Origin of the sequence: Candidatus Avedoeria danica (genome assembly GCA_016703025.1) — a bacterium.
In the GTDB taxonomy this organism is placed as follows: Bacteria; Chloroflexota; Anaerolineae; order Epilineales; family Epilineaceae; genus Avedoeria; species Avedoeria danica.
In genome coordinates, this window is sequence record JADJCV010000004.1 from 1197144 (window position 1) to 1215136 (window position 17993).

General features: G+C 71.8%; 17 protein-coding genes. 13 read left to right on the forward strand and 4 right to left on the reverse strand.

What is annotated here, in order from left to right; translation table 11 throughout:
* Window positions 1–14: 14 nt before the first annotated feature.
* Both lepB (IPG72_08270) and IPG72_08275 read right to left on the reverse strand, forming a co-directional pair.
* A complete protein-coding gene (lepB, locus tag IPG72_08270) occupies window positions 15–680 on the reverse strand; it encodes a signal peptidase I (GenBank protein ID MBK6768989.1) in 666 nt (221 codons plus the stop codon).
* 59 nt (window positions 681–739) lie between these two features.
* Window positions 740–1102 (reverse strand): hypothetical protein, encoded by a 363-nt coding sequence (locus IPG72_08275; protein MBK6768990.1) that lies wholly within the window; start codon window positions 1100–1102, stop codon window positions 740–742.
* A gap of 86 nt (window positions 1103–1188) precedes the next feature.
* Here IPG72_08275 and IPG72_08280 point away from each other — a divergent pair, with 86 nt between their 5' ends.
* The 13 genes from IPG72_08280 (at window position 1189) to IPG72_08340 (ending at window position 16384) form a co-directional block, all read left to right on the forward strand.
* Window positions 1189–1920 carry a DUF3662 domain-containing protein gene (locus tag IPG72_08280; GenBank protein ID MBK6768991.1) on the forward strand — a complete coding sequence of 244 codons (732 nt, stop codon included), beginning with the start codon at window positions 1189–1191 and terminating at the stop codon, window positions 1918–1920.
* A gap of 16 nt (window positions 1921–1936) precedes the next feature.
* Window positions 1937–2398, forward strand: a complete 462-nt coding sequence (locus IPG72_08285) for an FHA domain-containing protein (GenBank protein ID MBK6768992.1) — start codon at window positions 1937–1939, stop codon at window positions 2396–2398.
* Window positions 2395–3699, forward strand: a complete 1305-nt coding sequence (locus IPG72_08290; GenBank protein ID MBK6768993.1) for an FtsW/RodA/SpoVE family cell cycle protein — start codon at window positions 2395–2397, stop codon at window positions 3697–3699. The genes IPG72_08285 and IPG72_08290 overlap by 4 nt, the downstream gene beginning before the upstream one ends.
* Window positions 3696–5231: a cell division protein FtsI gene (locus IPG72_08295; GenBank protein MBK6768994.1), complete on the forward strand. Its 1536-nt coding sequence runs from the start codon at window positions 3696–3698 to the stop codon at window positions 5229–5231. Before IPG72_08290 ends, IPG72_08295 begins: the two co-directional genes overlap by 4 nt.
* A complete protein-coding gene (gene purB, locus IPG72_08300) occupies window positions 5232–6626 on the forward strand; it encodes an adenylosuccinate lyase (protein ID MBK6768995.1) in 1395 nt (464 codons plus the stop codon).
* Window positions 6627–6716: 90 nt separating this feature from the next.
* Window positions 6717–8138, forward strand: coding sequence for a CCA tRNA nucleotidyltransferase (locus tag IPG72_08305; protein ID MBK6768996.1), 1422 nt, complete (start codon window positions 6717–6719; stop codon window positions 8136–8138).
* 85 nt (window positions 8139–8223) lie between these two features.
* A complete protein-coding gene (gene lepB, locus IPG72_08310) occupies window positions 8224–9036 on the forward strand; it encodes a signal peptidase I (GenBank protein ID MBK6768997.1) in 813 nt (270 codons plus the stop codon).
* Window positions 9033–9725, forward strand: coding sequence for a signal peptidase I (lepB, locus tag IPG72_08315; GenBank protein ID MBK6768998.1), 693 nt, complete (start codon window positions 9033–9035; stop codon window positions 9723–9725). Before lepB (IPG72_08310) ends, lepB (IPG72_08315) begins: the two co-directional genes overlap by 4 nt.
* A 54-nt stretch (window positions 9726–9779) precedes the next feature.
* Entirely contained in the window at window positions 9780–11174 is a 1395-nt protein-coding gene (gene radA, locus IPG72_08320; GenBank protein MBK6768999.1) for a DNA repair protein RadA, read from the forward strand.
* Between the two features lie 57 nt (window positions 11175–11231).
* Entirely contained in the window at window positions 11232–12500 is a 1269-nt protein-coding gene (serS, locus tag IPG72_08325; protein MBK6769000.1) for a serine--tRNA ligase, read from the forward strand.
* Window positions 12501–12513: 13 nt separating this feature from the next.
* Window positions 12514–14457 (forward strand): DNA mismatch repair endonuclease MutL, encoded by a 1944-nt coding sequence (gene mutL, locus IPG72_08330; GenBank protein ID MBK6769001.1) that lies wholly within the window; start codon window positions 12514–12516, stop codon window positions 14455–14457.
* 429 nt (window positions 14458–14886) lie between these two features.
* The gene (locus IPG72_08335) at window positions 14887–15081 is read left to right on the forward strand and encodes a Trm112 family protein (GenBank protein ID MBK6769002.1); all 195 of its coding nucleotides are present in this window, start codon (window positions 14887–14889) and stop codon (window positions 15079–15081) included.
* Window positions 15082–15178: 97 nt separating this feature from the next.
* On the forward strand, window positions 15179–16384 hold the full coding sequence (locus IPG72_08340) for an inositol-3-phosphate synthase (protein MBK6769003.1): 1206 nt from the start codon (window positions 15179–15181) through the stop codon (window positions 16382–16384).
* A gap of 161 nt (window positions 16385–16545) precedes the next feature.
* Here IPG72_08340 and IPG72_08345 read toward each other — a convergent pair whose 3' ends face one another.
* A complete protein-coding gene (locus tag IPG72_08345) occupies window positions 16546–17190 on the reverse strand; it encodes a hypothetical protein (GenBank protein ID MBK6769004.1) in 645 nt (214 codons plus the stop codon).
* 29 nt (window positions 17191–17219) lie between these two features.
* Window positions 17220–17804 carry a matrixin family metalloprotease gene (locus IPG72_08350; protein ID MBK6769005.1) on the reverse strand — a complete coding sequence of 195 codons (585 nt, stop codon included), beginning with the start codon at window positions 17802–17804 and terminating at the stop codon, window positions 17220–17222.
* Window positions 17805–17993 lie beyond the last annotated feature (189 nt).

Here is a 17993-nt window from a genome sequence, read left to right on the forward strand (position 1 = left end):
CGCCTAACGGACGGTCAACGTTCGCGTCGCCCGGCGGGCGGCGCATCGGACGGCACGATGCCCCAGGCGCGACGCGGCCAAACGCTGAGCCAGACCTTGCCGACGACCCGCTCAGCGTCGAGGCCGGGCACGGGCCACAGCCGGGAGTCGCTCGATGCCGCGCGGTTGTCGCCCAGGACGAACAGCTGGCCGTCCGGCACTTCGTACGGGCCGAACGCCGTGGTGTCTGCCGCCGGCAGCCACGGTTCGTCGATCGGCACACCGTCGACGAAGACCTCACCGGCGCTGAGCTGCACGGTCTCACCGCCGACGGCGATGATGCGCTTGATGTAGTCCTTTTTAGGTCCGTCCGGCGCGTGAAACACGATCACGTCGCCGCGATGCGGTTCACCGAAGCGGTAGGCCAGCTTGTTCACCATGACCCACTCGTCGTCGAAGAAGTTGGGTTCCATGCTCGTCCCCTCGACGATCGTGCTCTGCAGCGCGAACTGGAGGACGAAGAACAGCACGCCCGCCAGCACGACAGCCTCGACGATGTCCCGAACGAGCACCGTGACCGCGCGCCCGACGCGGCGGCCCAATGACGGCGCGACAGGGCCTTCGGCCGTCGACTGGACGCCATCGACAGGCTCGAAACCATCGCCGCCGGATGGCGGCGGGACTCCGAGCAGGTCGGGCACGGCGTCTGGTGAGGGGCTGGGCAAAGGGTCTTCCGTCACGGTGGCCGATTATAGTCCATTCAGCGCGTCGTCCGCAGCGACGCTTGTCCGTCTGTCGGGAGTTCTGTTGGGACGTCTGTCGGGGCGTCTGTCGGGACGTCGGAGACCGTTGGCGCCGTGGCGTATTGCCCGGGCTCCGGCACCGGGAGCGCGGTGCCGCAATACGGACAGTGCGTCCAACCGGCCTCCAGCACCGTGTTGTGGCAGCTTTGACAGATCACGAGCGGCGGCTCGTCCGGCACCTCTTCGAAGCCATACATCTGGCGTGCCGAGCGCACGACGACGCGCAGCAACAGGTAGACCGGCGACGCAACCAGTGCGAAGATCGCCAGGGTGCGAATGCAGCCCGGACCGTCGCCGGCTACGGGTTCTAGCGTCGACATCGGCGCAAGCTTAGCGGAGCGCGCGGTGCTGTCAACGACGGGCACGTCGCTGCGCCGCGTCACGGCAGGCGCGGTATAATGGCGGCATGGCGCCCGTCGCGCGTTTCGAGACCTTTGTCCGCGGCATGCTCGAGGGTCGTCTCGGCGCGTGGCTCGGCGCGCGCCTCCAGCCCGTCGATATCGCGCGCCAGCTGTCGGCCTACATCGACAGCCACCTGACGCTCGGCAGCGCGACGCGGTACGCCCCGAACGCTTTCCGGGTCTACCTTTCGCCGCGCGCGCTGCAATCGTTCAGCGCCTTTCAGCAGGCGCTGGCGGACGAGTTGGCGGCCAGCGCCGTCGCCCACGCCCAGGCCAGCAACTATCGGTTTCTCGGGCGGGTGCGTGTCGTGCTCCTGGAGGATCCGTCGCTGCCGGCACACCGCATCCGTTTCGAAGCCGATGTCATCGACCGCACCGCGTTCACCGGCGAGGGTGCCGGCACGACGACCCCGTTGGTGCTCGGGCCGGCCATGACCGGCGGCCCGCTGCCGATGGCGCTCGTCTGGCGCGGCCGCCGGCTCGTGCTGCCCACCGACGCCGAAGCCGTCGTCACGCTCGGACGCGCGCTGGACAACGACATCATCCTGGCGACCGCCACGGTCTCACGCCACCACGCGCGCCTCGTCCCACGCGGCGGCGTCTGGCTCGTCGAGGATTTGGCGAGCACGCACGGCACTTCGGTGAACGGCCGCGCCGTGACCACCGGCCTGCTCCGGCCGGGCGACGTGCTCGCGCTCGGTGGCGAGCACCTCACCGTCGCCGCCGAGCCGTCCTGACCCCCGTCGCGACACCATGACGCCCATCGAGGCCGAGCTCCTCTTTGCACGGGCGCTCGTGCTCATCGGCCTGTACGCATTCATCGGGCTCGCCGGCTATGCCGCGTGGCGCGAGCTGCGCCACGCGCGCCGTGCGGCACCGGCGGCGCGGGGCGTGCACGCGGCGCGGCTGATCGTCCTCGAGGGCGGCGCGAGCGACCGGATGCCGGGCACCCAGTTCGGCATCGGCCCGATCGTCCGCATCGGTCGCGACATCGACAACGACGTCGTCCTGGCCGACCCGACGATCTCCGGCCGGCACGCGCTCCTCGCGCGCCGCGACGGCGGGTGGTGGATCGAGGACCTCGGCAGCCGGAACGGGGTGGAGGTCAACCGAACGCGCCTGGGCGCCGGCATGCCGTTCGTGCTGCGCAGCGGCGACACCGTCGGCCTCGGCGCCGTCCGGCTCCGCCTCGTCTGCCCCGACGAGACCGCGTGACGCCCCGGGTCCGCGGCTGGCGGCCGCTGGAAGGCGCGCTGCTGGCCGTCGCCGCCATCGTGGCACTGGCTGCGGCGGCCGCGCCGGCGCTCGTGCGCGACGGCCGCGTGGCGCCCTCGGCGCTCGGCGCGGCGGCCGCCGTCCTGGCGGCCTACGCCGCGCTTCACGTGGCGCTGTGCTGGCGCGCACCCGACGCCGATCCGTTCATCGTCCCGATCATGGCGCTGTTCGGCGGCCTGAGCTTGGCCCTCGTGAGGCGGCTGGCGCCCGATTTCGCGGCCGCCGAGCTGCGCTGGCAGCTCCTCGCCGTTGCCGCCGTCGCGGTGGTGGCGCTCGGGCCGATCGAGACGCGCGTCCTGCAGCGCTATCGCTACAGCCTCGCGAGCGCCGGCATCGCGCTCGTCGGCGTCACGCTGCTCTTCGGCCGCTCGGCCGAGGGCGCCGTCGCCGACGCGCCGCGCCTCTGGCTGGGCGTCGGCAGCCTCGGATTCCAGCCGTCCGAGGTGATGAAGCTCGTCCTGATCGTCTTCCTGGCCGGCTACATCGACGATCGACGGGAGCTCCTCAGCGAGGCCGGGCCGCGGATCGGGCGCTGGCGCCTGCCGCCGGTGCCCTATCTGGCGCCGCTGGCGGTCATGCTCGGGCTGTCCCTCCTGATGCTCGTCGTCCAGCGCGACCTCGGCGCGGCGCTCCTCCTCTTTGCGATCACGCTCGGCATGCTCTACCTGGCGACGCTGCGCGCCGACGTCGTCGCCGTGGCGCTGGCGGCGTTTGCAGGCGGAGCGGTCTACCTGCACGGCCACGCCGAGATCGTCGCGACGCGGGCCGCCATCTGGCTCGACCCGTGGTCCGCCAGCCAGGACGCCGGCTACCAGCTCGTGCAAGGGCTCGTGGCGATCGCGTCGGGCGGCATCGTCGGCACCGGCATCGGGCGCGGCCAGCCCGGCATCGTCCCGGCGGTGCACACGGACTACATCTATGCGGCGGTGGCCGAGGAGCTCGGGGTCGCGGGCGCGGCGGCGGTGCTGGCGGTGTACGGCGTGCTGGCCTGGCGCGGCTTTCGGATCGCCCTCGGGGCACGACGGTCGTTCGACGCCCTGCTGGCCGCGGGCCTGACGATCGGACTCGCCTTCCAGGAAGCGATCATCGTCGGCGGGAACCTGCGCCTCATGCCCCTCACCGGGATCACGCTGCCGTTCCTGTCGTACGGCGGCTCGTCCCTCCTCATCTGCGCCGTCAGCGCCGGCCTCCTGCTGCGGATCAGCCGACCGTCCTCCGTGCCGGAAGGCGGGCTGGCGTGACGCCCGTGCGCGACCCGTTCGCGATCGGCGTGGCGCGGCTGGCCGCGCTCGTCCTCGGCTTGCTGGCGTTGCAGGGTTTCGCGACGGCCTACTGGGGCTTCGTGCGCGCCGAGGGGCTCGCGGCGCGGCCGGACAACCCGCGGCGGATCGCGTTCGACCAGCAGATTCGGCGCGGCCGCTTGCTCGACCGCGCCGGCACCGAGCTGGCCGTCACGCGCTTCGACGCCGACGGCATCCCGTCGCGTGTCTACCCCGAGCCCGCTGCGGCTCCGGTCACGGGCTACCAGACGTGGCGCTACGGCGCCGGCAGCGTCAGCGGCGCGTCGTACGGGGCCGGCGGCGCCGAGGCGGCGTACGACGCGGCGCTGCGCGGCGATCTCGGGAGCACCATCGGTCAAGTGCTGGCGACGCGGGTCCTCGGCCGTCCGCAGGTCGGCCACGACGTCGTGCTCACGCTCGATGCCGCGCTGCAGGCCACGGCCGCGGACGCGCTGGCCGGACGCGAGGGCGCCGTCGTCGTCCTGGACGTCGCCGACGGCGCCGTTCGGGCGCTCGTCAGCCAGCCGACGTTCGATCCGGCCGCGCTCGACGACGGGCTGTCGCTGCCAAACGAGGCCTCATCGCCGCTGTTCAACCGTGCCACCCAAGGGCGCTACCCGCCCGGCTCGACGTTCAAGACGATCACGCTGGCCGCGGCGCTCGCCGCCGGCGCCACGCGTCTCGACGCCGTCGTTGCCGACGGCGGCGGCGCGGTGGAGATGTTCGAAGGCTACGCGGTGCGCTGCGCGAACGAGCCGGACGGCGTGGAGCGCTTCGACATCGCCCACGCGTTCGCCTACAGCTGCAACCTGACCTTCGCCCGCCTCGGCCGGGACGTGGGCCGCACGGCGTTCGAGCGCCAGGCACGGGCGTTCGGCATCGACGCTGCGCCGCCGTTCCCGCTGCCGACGGCGGCCGGGCAGATCTCGAACGACGGCGCGATGCCGCTGCCCGAGCTCGTCAGCGCGGCCTTCGGCCAAGGGGAAGTGCTGGCGACACCGCTCCACATGGCGCTCGTGGCCGCCGCGGCCGCGGGCGACGGACGCATTCCAACCCCCTATCTGCTGGCCGACGTACCCGGCGTGCGGTGGCGGTCGATCGGCGACGAGCGCGGTACGTGGCGGCGGGCGATGGGCGCGAGCGTGGCCGGCGACGTCCGCCGGGCGATGATCACGGCGGCCGAGGTCGGGTATGTCGGCACGGCGCAGCTGGCGGGCGGGCCGCGCGTCGGCGGCAAGACCGGCACGGCGCAGGCGGCCGACGGCCTGCCGCACGCCTGGTTCATCGGCTTCGCGCCGGCCGAAGCGCCGCGTGTGGCGGTGGCGGTGCTCGTGGTGCACGGCGGCGAGGGCATCCGGGCGGCGGCGCCGATCGCGGGCCGGGTGCTGGCCGCGGCGCTGGCGGCCGACGGTGCGTCCGCTACAATGCCGGTCCGACTCCGCCGCACCGCCGCCCATCGCACTGCCCTTCTGCCGCCCGCCGAAGGCGAGTAAATGATCGACCACGACACCTTCCAAAGCGCGCTCGGGTGGCGGTACGGCTCGGAGCCGATGCGTCGGCTGTGGAGCGAGGCGCACAAGCGTCGCCTCATGCGCCGCGTCTGGCTGGCGCTGGCCGAAGCGGAGGCGGCGGCCGGCCTCGTGCCGGAAGCCAGCGTCGGCGCATTGCGCCGGACGGTCGACGACATCGACATTGCGCGCGCCGCGGTGCACGAGGCGACGACACAGCACGACGTCATGGCCGAGATCCTGACCTGGGCCGAACAGATCGGCCCGGCGGGCGGAATCCTGCACCTCGGTGCGACGAGCGCCGATATCACGGACAACGTCGACGTTCTTCGCTTGCAGGGCGGTCTCGACATCGTGCGGGCCGGCCTGGCGCGCGTCGTGTCCACGCTTGCCGCCCGCACCGAGGAGACGGCGGACACGGTCTGCCTGGGCTGGACGCACCTCCAGCCGGCCGCCCCGACGACCGTCGGCTACCGCCTGGCGTTCGCGCTGCAGGACTTCGTCGATGACCTGGCCGCCGTGGACGACGCGCGCGCCGGACTGCGCACGAAGGGCTTCAAGGGCGCGGTCGGCACGTCCGCCAGCTACGCGGCGCTCCTCGAGGGCCACGCCGCCACGCCGGCCGACCTCGAGCGTGACGCGTGCGCCCGTCTCGGGCTGACACCGGCCCTCGTGACCTCGCAGGTCTACAGCCGCAAGGGCGATTGGCGCGTGCTCAACGCGCTGGCCGGCCTCGCCGCGACGGCCGCGCAGCTGGCGTTCGACATCCGGATCCTGCAGAGCCCGCCGTTCGGCGAGTGGTCCGAGGGCTTCGCAGCCGGGCAGGTCGGATCGAGCGCCATGCCGTGGAAGCGCAACCCGATCAACGCCGAGAACGTGGACTCCCTCGCCCGTCAGCTGGCCGTTCTGCCGCAGGTGGCGTGGCACAACGCCGCAAACTGCCTCCTCGAGCGAACGCTCGACGACTCGGCGAACCGGCGGCTGCTCCTGCCCGACGCTTTCCTATTGGCCGATGAAATCGTCGCGCGCACGCTCAGGCTGATCGAGCGGCTGGCCGTCGACGCGGCGAGCGTCAGTGCCAACCTGGCGCGCTTCGGCCCGTTCGTGGCCGGCGAGCGCGTGCTCATCGCCGCCGCCGGCCTCGGCGCCGACCGCCAGGTGCTGCACGAGCGGATCCGGCAGCACAGCGTCGAAGCGTGGGCGGTCGTCGCCGCCGGCGGGGCCAACCCACTGCCCGCCCCTGCTGGCCGGCGACGAAGCGATCACCGCGTGGCTCACGCCCGACGCCGTGCGGGCGCTCGTCGCCGATCCGGCCGCGCATGTCGGCGACGCGGCGGCGCGCGCCCGACAATGCGCGGCCCTGGCGCGGCAGGCGGCTGAACGGCCGGCGGCGACGGTGCGGTCCGCAAGACCGGCAGCCGAAACGACCGAAGCCACGGCGACGATCCTGCGGGCCGACGCCCCGGCGCGATGAGCGGAACCCCGGCCGATCGTTCGGACGGACCGCACGCCGGACGTGTGGCCGGCCGGACATCGGTCGACCCAGCGGCGGCCGACGTCCCCGGCAATGTCGATCTCCCCCTGGCGCACGCGCTCGGCGCTCCGGCGCTGGCGGCCGTCCGAACGATCGGCCGGATCGCCGCAGCGCTGGCAACGCCCGTCTACTTCGTCGGCGGCGTGCCGCGCAACCTGATTCTCGGCCGCGAGATCGGCGCCGACCTCGACATCGTCGCGGTGGGCGACGCCGTCGCGCTTGCCCGGGCGGTCCGCGCCGCGGCAGGCGGCGCCATGAAGCTGCACCCGCGCTTCGGCACGGCGACGTGGCGCACCGAGGGCGTCTACATCGACCTCGTCACGGCGCGCAGCGAGCGCTACGCCCGCCCCGCGGCACTGCCGGACGTCGCCCCCGGTTCGCTGGACGACGACCTGGCGCGGCGCGACTTCACGGTGAACACGCTGGCGCTGGCGATCGTCGGCGATGGCTTCGGACCGCTGATCGACCGGCACGGCGGGCTGAGAGATCTCAAGGACGGCGCCGTGCGCGTGTTGCACGCGGCGAGCTTCATCGACGACCCGACCCGGATCTTCCGCGCGGTGCGCACCGAGGTCCGGTTCGATCTGACGATGGAGCCGGCGACGGAAGGTTGGGCCCGTGCGGCCGTCGCCGGGATCACGGCCCTCTCGGGCGCCCGGGTGCTGGCCGAGCTTCGGCAGCTTTTCGCCGGAGAGAACGCCGACCGGGCGATCCGGCGACTCGGTGATCTCGGCGCGCTGAACTTCCTCGGCCCTTGGCCGCTGACGGCCGCATCGGTGCCGACGGTCGCGATGGCCCGTCCCGCCGCACATGGCGCCGTCGACGATCCGGACGGCGGCCCGACGAACCGGGCCGCGATGCGCGAAGGTGATGCGCGCCTCCTCGTTTGGCTGGCGGCCAACGGCCCGGCCGGCGTGCGTTGCAGCGAGCGGTTGGGACTGAAGGCGGCGGCCCGACGCGACGTCGCGACGGCCGTCGCGCTCGCCGGCGCGCCGACGCTCTCATCGGCCGCGACCGCGACGAGCGCGGCCTACGCCGTCATCGCCCGTCATCGACCGTCGCCGCTGGCATTGGCGATCGCCGCCGCGGTGGCTGGCGGCGCGGTGGAGCGGGGGCGGCTCGAAGCCTACGCCGCGGTCTGGCATGACCGGCCGATGCCGCTGGACGGCGACGACGTGATCGCCCTCGGCGTGCCGGCGGGCCGGGCGGTCGGCGAGACGCTTCATGCGCTGCGCGCGGCATGGTGGGACGGTGCGATCGCCGATCGGGAGGCGGCGATCCGGTTCGTGCGCCGGCATCGTGGCGGGACGCCGGGGACGGACGGCGAAGCCGCAGACCGTACGGGCGCGATGCTATGATCGTTGGTGGCCCGGCGATGCCGAGATCGACCACGGGCCGAGCGATTCGTCGGGAGCGCGGGCAGTGGAACGAGGGCCGGGCCAGGTGATCACAGCAGATCCGAACGACATCATGCCTCCGGATGGGCTGCACGTTGCGGCGCCGGTTCTTGCCGGTGACGGTCCGGCAGCGCGCGCCGCCGCGGCCGCGGCGATCGAGCGCGAGGCGATGGCCTGGCCCGTGCCTTCCTGGGAGCGACCGCCCGGCGTGTGGCGGCCGGACGAGTGGGCGGCGCCGCCGCCCGATGTCGCGCCGCCCGCCGCACCCGCCGGTGAGGACGAGGGCACGCGCGCGGCCGAGACGGCACAGACGGCGAGCGTGAAGCGGTTCGTGCGGGAGGTGGCCGAGACGCTCGGCATGGCCGGGGTGATGCTCCTCGTGCTCCTCGCGCTCGTACGGAACTACAAGATCGAGGGCACCAGCATGGCGCCGACGCTGGCGCCGGCGGAGTACATCCTGGTGAACAAGCTGTCGTACAGCGCGTTCGGCGATCCGGCGCGGGGCGACGTGATCGTCTTCGTCGACTGGAACGACGACCAGGACTACATCAAGCGCGTCATCGGGCTGCCGGGCGAGACGGTGGACGTGCGTGACGGCTCGGTCTGGATCGACGGCGAGGTGCTCGCCGAACCGTACCTGAACGGCGTTTCGACCGGTGGGGGTGGCGGGCCGCGCACGCTCGGCCCGGACGAGTACTTCGTGCTCGGCGACAACCGGGGCAATTCGAGCGACTCGCGGACGCACGGGCCGCTGCCGCGCGACCACATCGTCGGGCGCGCGTGGCTGACGTACTGGCCGCTGACGGAAATCCGGTACCTCAGCCACGGCGACGAAGCGTACTCCGAGGCATCCGGGTGAGCTCGACCGGCGTACCCGTGTCGCACGCACTTCCAGCGGTCAACGTGCCGGACGACGGCCGGCTGGAGTACGCCGGCATGGCGTGGCCGCCCTTGGCGTGGGAGGCCGGCCTGGGCGCGGAACGCCGCGCCCCGCAGCCCGGCGCGCTCACGTGGCGGGACATCGTCGAGACGGCCGTGCTCACGCTCGCCGTCTCGATCGCCGTTCACGCCGGGGTCCAGTCGCGCCAGGTCGAGGGCTCGAGCATGGAGCCGACGCTGCACACCGATGAGCGCGTGCTCGTGAACAAGCTGGCGTACTTGAGCTTCGGCCAGCCCGAGCGGGGCGATGTCGTCGTGTTCCATGCCTGGTCGCAACAGGAGGACTTCATCAAGCGCGTCATCGGCCTGCCCGGCGATACGGTCGAGATCAAGGACAACCGCGTGTTCGTGAACGAGGCGCCGTTGGACGAGCCGTACCTCGACCAGCCGACGAGCGGCCAGGAAGGTCCGGTGCGCGTCGGAACGGACGAGGTGTTCGTCATGGGCGACAACCGCGGCAACTCGAGCGACTCCCGACTCTACGGACCGCTGCCGCGCGCGCAGATCGTCGGCAAGGCGTGGCTGCGCTACTGGCCCTTCGGGCTCGCCGGCGCGATCCCCGACGGCGATGCGCTCGCACGCGGGCGGTCGGTGGCGACCGGGCCGTGAGCGTGGCTGGGCGGTCGGCCATGGCGCTTGCGGCAACGATGGATCGGCGCACCGATGGCTAAGGCCAAGATCGTGTACGTCTGCAGCGAGTGCGGCGCCAGCCAGCCGCGCTGGGCCGGCCAGTGCGACGCGTGCCGCGCCTGGAACACGCTGCGCGAGATGCGCGCTCCGGATGGCGACCGCCGCGGCCCGGTGCGCGGTCCGCTCGAGCCGAGCCACGCCCTGCCGCTTTCCGCCATCGACGCCGATGCCGCCGGCAGGCTCGTGCTGCCGATCGGCGAGTTGAACCGTCTGCTCGGCGGCGGGATCGTGCCGGGCAGCGTGATCCTCCTTGGCGGCGAGCCCGGGATCGGCAAGAGCACGCTCGTCCTGCAGGCGGCGGCGCTGCTGGCCGAGGTCGCCGGCCCGGTCCTCTACGTTTCGGGCGAGGAATCGGCCCAGCAGCTCAAGCTGCGCGCCGAACGGCTCGGGCTCACCGGCGATCGACTGTACGTCCTGTCCGAAACGAACCTCGATGCCGTCCTCAGCGAAATCGACCGCCTCTCGCCGGGCGCCGTCGTCGTCGACAGCATCCAGACAGTGTACGTGCCGGAGGTGACGTCGACGGCGGGCTCGGTGACGCAGGTGCGCGAGAGCGCTGCCAAGCTCATGCGCGTCGCCAAGGCGCTGTCGCTGCCGATGATCCTCATCGGGCACGTGACGAAGAGCGGCGACCTGGCCGGGCCGCGGGTGCTTGAGCACATGGTCGACGTCGTCCTCCAGCTCGAGGGCGATCGATACCACAGCTACCGCCTGCTCCGAAGCGTGAAGAACCGCTTCGGCTCGACGAACGACGTCGGCGTGTTCGAGATGCGCGGCGAGGGGATGGTCGAGATTCCGAACCCGTCGGAGGTCTTCCTGGCCGAGCGGCTGGCCGGCGCGCCGGGCAGCTGCGTCACGGTCACGATGGAGGGCACGCGGCCGCTCCTCGTCGAGGTCCAGGCGCTCGTCAGCCAAGTGCAGGGCCAGGTTCCGCCGCGACGGATGGCGAACGGGATCGACACGAACCGGCTGCTCCTGCTCGTCGCCGTGCTCGCCAAGCGCTTCGGGATGCCGCTCGGCAATGCCGATGTCTTCGTGAACGTCGTGGGCGGCATGCACATCAACGAGCCGGCGCTCGACCTGGCCGTCGCGCTGGCGATCGTCTCGAGCGGCCGCGGGGCGCCCGTGGCCGACGACCTCGTGATCCTCGGAGAGATCGGCCTGTCGGGCGAGCTGCGGAGCGTGGGGCAGATCGAGCGGCGGCTGGCCGAGGCCGCCAAGTTCGGCTACAAGCGGGCGCTCGTGCCCAAGGGTGCGCTCGGCCGCAAGCTCGAGACGGGCGGGCTGAAGGCGATCGGCGCACGGACGCTCGGCGAGGCGTTGGACGCCGGCGTCGGCGGGCGGGAAGAGCGCGGGCGCGCGGACTGATTCGCCGCCCCGTGAGCCGATCGCTACAATCGCTTGTTCACCCCCAGGAGCCGTTCCGTGCACGATATCCGCTTGTTCCGCGACCAACCCGACGCCATCCGACGCGCCCTTCGCCGGCGCGGCGAGGACGGGATGGTCGTCGACGAGATTCGCGCGCTCGATGAGGCGCGCCGCACGGTGCTGACCGAACTCGAGGCGCTCAAGGCAACGCGCAACACGGAGTCGAAGCGGATCGGCGCGCTGAAGGACGCCGTCGAGCGTGACGCAGCCATTCAGGCGATGCGCGCCGCGAACACCCGGATCGACGCGCTCGAGGCGCAGCTGGCCGAGGTCGATGCGGCGTTGCAGGCCAAGATGAACGGCGTGCCGAACATGCCGGCCGAACGCGTGCCCGACGGCCGGAACGCCGACGACAATGTCGTCGTGCGGACGATCGGCGATGTCGGCGACCCGGCGCGGGACGTACAGCCCCATTGGGACATCGGCCCGGCCCTCGGCCTGATCGACTTCGAGCGCGGCGTGCGGATGAGCGGCAGCCGGTTCTACGTCCTCAAGGGCGCGGGCGCCCGGCTGCAGCGCGCGCTGATCCAGTGGATGCTGGACTTTCACACGAGCCGTGGTTATGTCGAGATCATGCCGCCCTACATCGTTCGCGAGGCCTGCATGTGGCACGCCGGCCAGCTGCCGAAGTTCCGCGACAACCTGTACCACGACGCGGAAGAGGACTTCTGGCTCGTGCCGACGGCCGAGGTGCCGCTTACGAACCTCCACGTCGACGAGATCCTGACCGCCGACGATCTGCCGCTGCACTATGTGGCCTACACGCCGTGCTTCCGGCGCGAGAAGATGAGCGCCGGCAGCGACGTGCGCGGGATCAAACGCGGCCATCAGTTCGACAAGGTGGAGATGTACAAGTTCACGACGCCCGAGACGTCGGCGGCCGCGTTGGACGCGATGCTGGCCGACGGCGAGGCGACGCTCGCCGCGCTCGGCCTGCCCTATCGCGTGCTCCAGCTGTGCGCGGGCGATCTCGGCTTCGGCTCGACCGTCACGTACGACCTCGAGGTCTGGGCGCCCGGCTGCGGCGAGTGGCTCGAGGTCAGCTCGATCTCCGACTTCGGCGGCTTTCAGGCCCGCCGGGCGAATATCCGCTACCGCGCCGAACCAGGCGCGGCCGCGGTTCCCGTCCACACATTGAACGGCTCCGGCCTCGGCATCCCGCGCACGATGATCGCGATCCTCGAGCACCACCAGCGCCCCGACGGGACGATCTCCGTGCCCGAGGTGCTCCGCGATCGGGTCGGGGCGGACGTGATCGGCGGATAGGGGCGACGAAGCGATGACCCGCAGACACCCGATCCGCCTCCTCGACGACCTCTCGATCGCCCGGATCGCAGCCGGCGAGGTCGTCGAGCGGCCGGCGTCCGTCGTGAAGGAGGTCGTCGAGAACGCGCTGGATGCCGGCGCGACGCGGATCGACGTCCGGATCGACGGCGGCGGTCTGCGGCGGATCGAGGTCGCGGATGATGGCACCGGGATCGCCGCCGACGAGGTGGCGCTGGCGTTCACGCGGCATGCAACGAGCAAGATCGCCTCGGCCGGCGACCTCGAGCACGTCTCGAGCCTCGGCTTCCGGGGCGAGGCGCTCGCCTCCATCGCGTCCGTCGGCCACGTGACGGTCGTGACGCGCGCGGCGGGGGCCGAACTCGGGGTGCGGGTGCGGATCGACAATGGGCGGTTGCTGGGCCAGGAACCGACATCGGCGCCGGTCGGCACGCGCCTCACGGTGGAAAACCTCTTCAACGCCGTGCCCGCGCGGCTCAAGTTCCAAAAGAGCGAGGCGACGGAGTCGGGTCGGGTCGGCGAGTGGTTGTCGCACCTGGCGTTCGCCCACCCGCACGTGGCGTTCTCCCTTGCCCGCGGCGAGCGGACGACGTTTCGCACGACGGGCGACGGCGACCGGCGCGCCGTGCTGGCGGCGGTGCTCGGTGACGACGTTGCGCTCGAGCTGCTCGAGGTCGTCGGGACGTCGGGCGCTGCCGCAGCGGGCAGCGCCGCCGGGGACGGCAGCGACGAGGCCGCCGATGGGGGGCCGGCGGCCGTGCGTGTCACCGGCTTCGCCGGGCCGCCGCACGTTCAGCGCGCGAACCGCAGCGGCATCGCCCTGTTCGTCGGCGGCCGCTGGATCCAGAGTGCGCGCCTCACGCACGCCGTCGTCGAAGCCTACCACGCGCTGATGCCCGCCGGCCGGTTTCCGATCGCATGGCTCATGATCGACGTCCCGCCCGCGACGGTGGATGTGAACGTCCACCCCGCCAAGACCGAGGTCCGCTTCCGCCGCGAGAACGATGTCTGGCACGCCGTGCAGCAGGCGGTCCGCGGTGCCGTGACGGGCCTCGCGCCGCTCGCGCCGGCGCGGCCGGCCCACGGCCCGGGTGCACGGGCCGCGTCGTACGGCCGCCCGGCTACGCCGCCCCCCCCGTCGGGCGGCGCGACGGCGTGGCCATGGGCGGTCAGCGGCGGGTCGTTCGAGGGGCCGGCGATGGCGACGGACCGGTTCGCACCTGTGCCGCGCATTGCCGACGAGCCGACCGCCACCCCGCCCGGTGGGCCGCCGCCGACCGTCCACGCGCCGCTGCCGGGTGCGCCGACAACGGCGGCGTCCGCGCCCCCCGGCACCGCGTCCGCGCCGCACCCGGCGCTGCCGCCGCTGCGCGTGGTGGGCCATGTGGCCGCCACGTACCTCGTCGCCGAGGGTCCGGACGGCCTCTACCTCATCGACCAGCACGCGGCCCACGAGCGGGTGATGTACGAGCGGCTGCTGGCCCGCGCGGCGAGCGGCGGTGTGGCGGCGCAGACGCTGCTCGAACCCCGGATCGTCCGGCTGGATGCGGTGCAGCGGGCGTGGGTGGAGGGCGACGGGCATGCGGACGCGGTGGCGCGGGTGGGCTTGACGCTGACGCTGCACCGGGAGGATGCGGTGGCGGTGCACGCGGTGCCCGAAGTGCTGGCGGGCGAGGATCCGGCCGCGGTCGTGCGCGCCGTGTTGGACGGGGCGACGAGCGACGCATCGATCGTCGCGCTGGGCCTCGAGGCGCGGCTCGTGCTGGCGGTCTGCAAGCGGGCGACGGTGAAGGCGGGCCAGGTGCTGACCGAGATCGAGGCGCGGCAGCTGGTCCACGACCTCGAACGGTGCGCGGCACCGTTCACGTGCCCGCACGGGCGGCCGACGGTGATCGTTTGGTCGTACGGGCGGTTGGAGCAGATGTTCGGGCGGGTGTGAGCGACCGCCGGACGGCTCGGTCCGTGTCGACGCCGACGCGGCCAAGGTGGATTCGGTTCGAACAATTCGAACAAGGTGGATTCTGATCGAAATCTAACCTCGCGTTCCACGGCGCCACCTCTGCGAACGGCCCAACGCTCGGTCTTGGCTCCGCTTGTCGGGGTGCGCTACATTCAGTGGCCGCGGCGCGATCCAACAGACCGCGACAGCACATCTCATCAGTCTTCAAAGGGAGTCACGAACATGCGGCGCTTCTTACGCTTCGTCCTGCGTGTCGGCGCGCTGGTCGGAATTGTGGCGGTCGTCGCCAAAGTGGCCGACAAATTCAAGGGTGCGCCGGAAGGCGTCGGCAGCGAGGGCTTCTCGTTTGCGCCCGACGATCCCGACGCCGATCCGTACGCGATCGACGAGGCGACGCTCGGCGGCGAGGTGAACGCTGAGCTGCTCGCACGCCTCGTCTGCCCGCTGGACAAGGGTCCGCTCGAGCTCGTCGACGGCAAGTGGCTCGTCAACCGGCGGAACGGCTATCGCTACCCGATCACGGACGGCATCCCGGTGATGCTGATCGAGGTCGGCGAACGGTACAAGGACGCGGCGCTCGTCACCGCCGACGCTGCGCGGTAGATCCAGCGTGGCGAACCACACCGGATCGAACGAAACCGAGTCCGACGACGCCGTGCCGGGCGAAGCAGCAACGGGCCAGGCGGTGCCGGCTCCCGCGGTGCGCGGTCAACCCAACGGCAAGGTGCGGGTCGCGATCGTCGGCGTCGGCAACTGCGCCTCGTCGCTTGTCCAAGGCGTCCAGTACTACCGCGACGCCGATCCGGACGCCGGTGTGCCCGGGCTCATGCACGTCGACCTCGGCGGTTATCACGTGCGCGACATCGAGTTCTCGGCGGCCTTCGACATCGACATCGAGAAGGTCGGCCACGACCTGTCGGACGCGATCTGGGCCGGGCCGAACAACACGATGAAGTTCAGCGAAGTTCCGAACCTCGGCGTGCCCGTTCACCGCGGCATGACGCACGACGGCCTCGGTTTCTACCTCAAGCAGAAGATCACGAAGGCGCCCGGCCGGACGAGCCCCGTGGCCGACATCCTGCGCGACACCGGCACGGACGTCGTCATCAACTACTTGCCGGTCGGCAGCGAGATGGCCACGAAGTGGTACGTCGAGCAGGTGCTCGAGGCGGGCTGCGCGTTCGTGAACTGCATCCCGGTCTTCATCGGCCGCGAACCGTACTGGCAGGCGCGCTTCGCGGCCCGCGGGCTGCCGATCATCGGCGACGACATCAAGAGCCAGGTCGGGGCGACGATCGTCCACCGCGTGCTCACGAACCTGTTTCGCGAGCGTGGCGTCGTGCTCGATCGGACGAGCCAGCTGAACGTCGGCGGCAACATGGACTTCTACAACATGCTGGAGCGCGAGCGCCTCGAGTCGAAGAAGATCTCGAAGACGAACGCCGTGACCAGCCAGCTGGCTCAGCCGCTGGCCCCGGACAACGTCTACATCGGCCCGAGCGACTACGTGCCGTGGCTGACGGACCGCAAGTGGGCCTACATCCGCATGGAAGGCACGACGTTCGGGGACGTGCCGTTGAACATCGAACTCAAGCTCGAGGTTTGGGACAGCCCGAACTCGGCCGGCGTCGTCATCGACGCCGTCCGCTTGGCGAAACTCGCGCTCGACCGCGGCATCGCCGGCACGCTCGTTGGCCCGGCCGCGTACCTGATGAAGAGCCCGCCGGCCCAGTACACGGACGAACAAGCACGGGCGATGACGGAGGCGTTCATTGCGAACGGCGAGCCGCCCACCGTCGACGGCCAGCCGGCGCCCGTCTCCCTCGTCGGCGCGCCCGATGCGCCCGTGCAGGGCCACGGCGTCCGCGCGGTGTCGCGGTCGCGGCCGGCGCCGGCGCGTGGCTGAGGCCTGACGGGTTCGAAACGGCGCGGCCCGAACAAGCCGGGAACATCACAGCAGAACGGGCGGGCGCCGATCGGCGCCCGCCCGTTCCCATTCTCGATCGACTTGGCGGCGGGTCCGGTCGATCGACGCGCGACCCACCGGCCCATGACTGTCGCGGCGGCCTACTCGGTCGCCGAGTCCACGGCCCGTGCGTGCTCGACTTGGGCCACGAGGGCGTCGAACGAGGCCACGTCCGACAGCGCGCCGCCGTTGACGGCCGCCTCGCTGACCACGGTCGAACCGGGCGCGCCCATCGGCACGAGAACCGGGCGCATCGTCCCGTCGCGCCACGCCAGCTGCCCGGGGCGGACGAAGGCGATCACGCGCTCGCCCTCGGCAGCCGAGACGGTGTCGGACGCGAGGCTCGTCACGCCCCCGGCGTCCACGCTCGCGGCGAGGGCCGCATCCGAGCCCATGCCGACGATCGTGAGGGTCAGCTTGTCCGTCCCGACGCCGTCCCGATTGGCCAGGGTGCGGTCGACCTGAACGACGACGGTGTGATACGGCACGGCCGTGTCGACGGTCTGCTGGCCGAACGCGTCGGTTTCGACCTTCTCCCAGAACGTTCCGTCGTCCTGGTTCCACCGCGACGGCGTGACCTCGAGGACCGTGCCGGTGACGATGAGCGGTGCTGAGGCGACCTTCGCCGACAACGGCAGATCGCTGTATGAGACGTCGGCCACGGTGTTGCCGCCGGCAAGGCGCATGGCGGCAACAGCCGCGATGCCGACGACGAGCCCGGCGCCAAACAAGATCTTGCTGTTCATACTGGCTCCTTCCTGGTTGGGGCCGAACGTTACGGGTAGAGGGCGTTGAGGGCGTTGCGGTCATCGGCCTCGAGACTGCGCTGGCATGTCGAGCCGACGATGTACGAGGCGCACATGGTGTAGCGATTCGGGCACGAAGAGCAGCCGCCGGATGACGAATGCCCGATGCCCGCGCCGTGGCCGAACTCATGCGCCGACACCGCCCGGGCGTCGATCTGGCTCGAGCCAGGCGTACTGCTGCCGACGTACCAGTTCTCGGCCGAGTCGAACTTGATGTTCGCGCGCGAGATGATCCCGCCGCTGTACCACACCGTCGTCACGGCCAGCGTGCCGCCGCCGCCATCGATGGCGGCGCGCGTGATGTCGTTGTTGCTGTTGTTGTTGGACACCCACGTGAACGGCGACGGCGAGACGTTCGTCCACTGGCTTGCGCCGAACGTCGCAACCGTCTGCCAGCTCGACGACAACGTGTGCTTGTCGTACTGGACGGTGTTCGTGTTCCACTTCGGGCCCATCAGGTTGTACCCGAAGGCCGGCGCGGCCCGGAACCCGGCGCCGGCGATCACGGCGCCGAGCACGGTGCCCAGCGCAAAACGAATGAGAGCTCGCTTCACCACGACCTCCTTGCGATGTGCGGCTGATCCGCCGCCCGATCGTCGCAGCCCACGCTGCAGGGGGGCTCGAAACCCGGGCCATGATAACCGGCCGATTCGCATGGGTCAATGGGTTGTCAGCGATCCGTCAGACACCGGCCGTATCCCAACACCCCGGCACCGAAGTGTCGACGGCGGCCGCCGGGTCGC